Annotated in this window: 1 protein-coding gene; it reads right to left on the reverse strand. The window is 61.8% G+C overall.

The features are described from left to right. Positions 1-74: 74 nt before the first annotated feature. Positions 75-254 carry a vitamin B12 dependent-methionine synthase activation domain-containing protein gene (locus V0R37_RS22755; protein ID WP_420376640.1) on the reverse strand — a complete coding sequence of 60 codons (180 nt, stop codon included), beginning with the start codon at positions 252-254 and terminating at the stop codon, positions 75-77.

The following is a 254-nucleotide window of genomic DNA, read 5'->3' on the forward strand; positions in this document are numbered from 1 at the left end:
GCCGAGATTCGTGAAGAGTACGAAAAGGTCCGCGAGCGCAACGCCAATCGTCGTCCCAAAGCCGCCGACCTGGACTACACCCAGGCTCGCAAGCGGCGCTTCCGCACCGACTGGGCTACGCATACCCCTGTGGCCCCCCGGCAGCCGGGTTTGATGATCTTCGGGTACTTGCCGGCCAGTTGCCAGCTCATGAAGAAGGGCGTCGTGTCGATGCGCTCCACCAGCTCGTTGAAGTCGTAATCGTCGAAGGTCAT

It is taken from the genome of Pollutimonas rozaliensis (genome assembly GCF_048751585.1).
Taxonomy (GTDB): Bacteria; Pseudomonadota; Gammaproteobacteria; order Burkholderiales; family Burkholderiaceae_B.